Here is a 474-nt window from a genome sequence, read left to right as displayed (position 1 = left end):
TCAGGGACAATTTAAGCGATCACGCGGTCTCCCCGGCTGCCGGACCGTGGCGAAACGTTGGGTTCGTGCTTCCACCCACGCTCGGAAACGATCCGTTCCGAGCGCCTTCTGTTGCTGAAGATACACGCGTATTTCATGCACGATCTTATCCGGCAGCGCCTCGGCGAAAAGCGCCTTATACGCACTTGCACGCTCCACCGCGTTGGCCCCCAGTTCCAGATAGCAGGCATGTGCGGTCAGCAGCGGATCCACGCGTCCGTCGGCATGTGCCCTGTAGCTCGACCAAGGATGATCGCCGGGTTCGGCCACCATCCATGCGCGCACGGGATTGAGCTCGATATAGCGTGAACAGGCCAGAAAATAGCCCTCCGAATCCACCAGGCATGACTTGTACCGCCCTTCCCACAACGTCCCGGTCCGGCCGTGTCGCCCATTGAACAAGCCTACATAGTTCCGCGAAAAGGCATGCATCAG

General features: G+C 59.7%; 1 protein-coding gene. It reads right to left on the bottom strand.

Translation table 11 applies throughout. From position 1 onward, the window contains the following. Window positions 1-474, bottom strand: a 474-nt coding sequence (locus tag BTJ49_RS15820; RefSeq protein WP_113066274.1) for a transposase, incomplete at its 5' end; no start/stop codon positions are given.

This window comes from Oleiagrimonas sp. MCCC 1A03011, assembly GCF_003267965.1.
Classification (GTDB): domain Bacteria; phylum Pseudomonadota; class Gammaproteobacteria; order Xanthomonadales; family Rhodanobacteraceae; genus Oleiagrimonas; species Oleiagrimonas citrea.
Note: the sequence above shows the minus strand (reverse complement) of the source record. Positions and strands in the feature narration are given on the sequence as shown.